General features: G+C 54.9%; 1 protein-coding gene. It reads left to right on the forward strand.

Annotated elements, in window-relative coordinates; genetic code table 11:
• Positions 1–277 (forward strand): hypothetical protein (locus ACT3QP_RS15175; protein WP_444526081.1); only part of this gene is annotated, 277 nt, incomplete at both ends.

Below are 277 nucleotides of genomic sequence, written 5' to 3' on the forward strand. Positions count from 1 at the left end.
CCTTTAGCATGAGCATCAGTAGTCCCGTTAATGCCACCATTGGCACCGCCAGTGACAGTGCCACCATCCTTGATGAAGATGCAACCGACGGCACCGTTAACCAAGGTGACAAACCGAGCGTGACGGTGAGCGATGCCACCGCCACAGAGGGCGATACCCTAGTGCATAGCGTCACCATTAATGGGGTGACCGAAGCGGATGTGACTTATGACTTTGACTTGGCGGGTAACAGCGCCACCGATACCGATGATTACAGTAGCGACCCTGCGGATCTCAT

The organism is Psychrobacter sp. AOP7-B1-24 (assembly GCF_052376215.1).
Lineage (GTDB): Bacteria > Pseudomonadota > Gammaproteobacteria > Pseudomonadales > Moraxellaceae > Psychrobacter.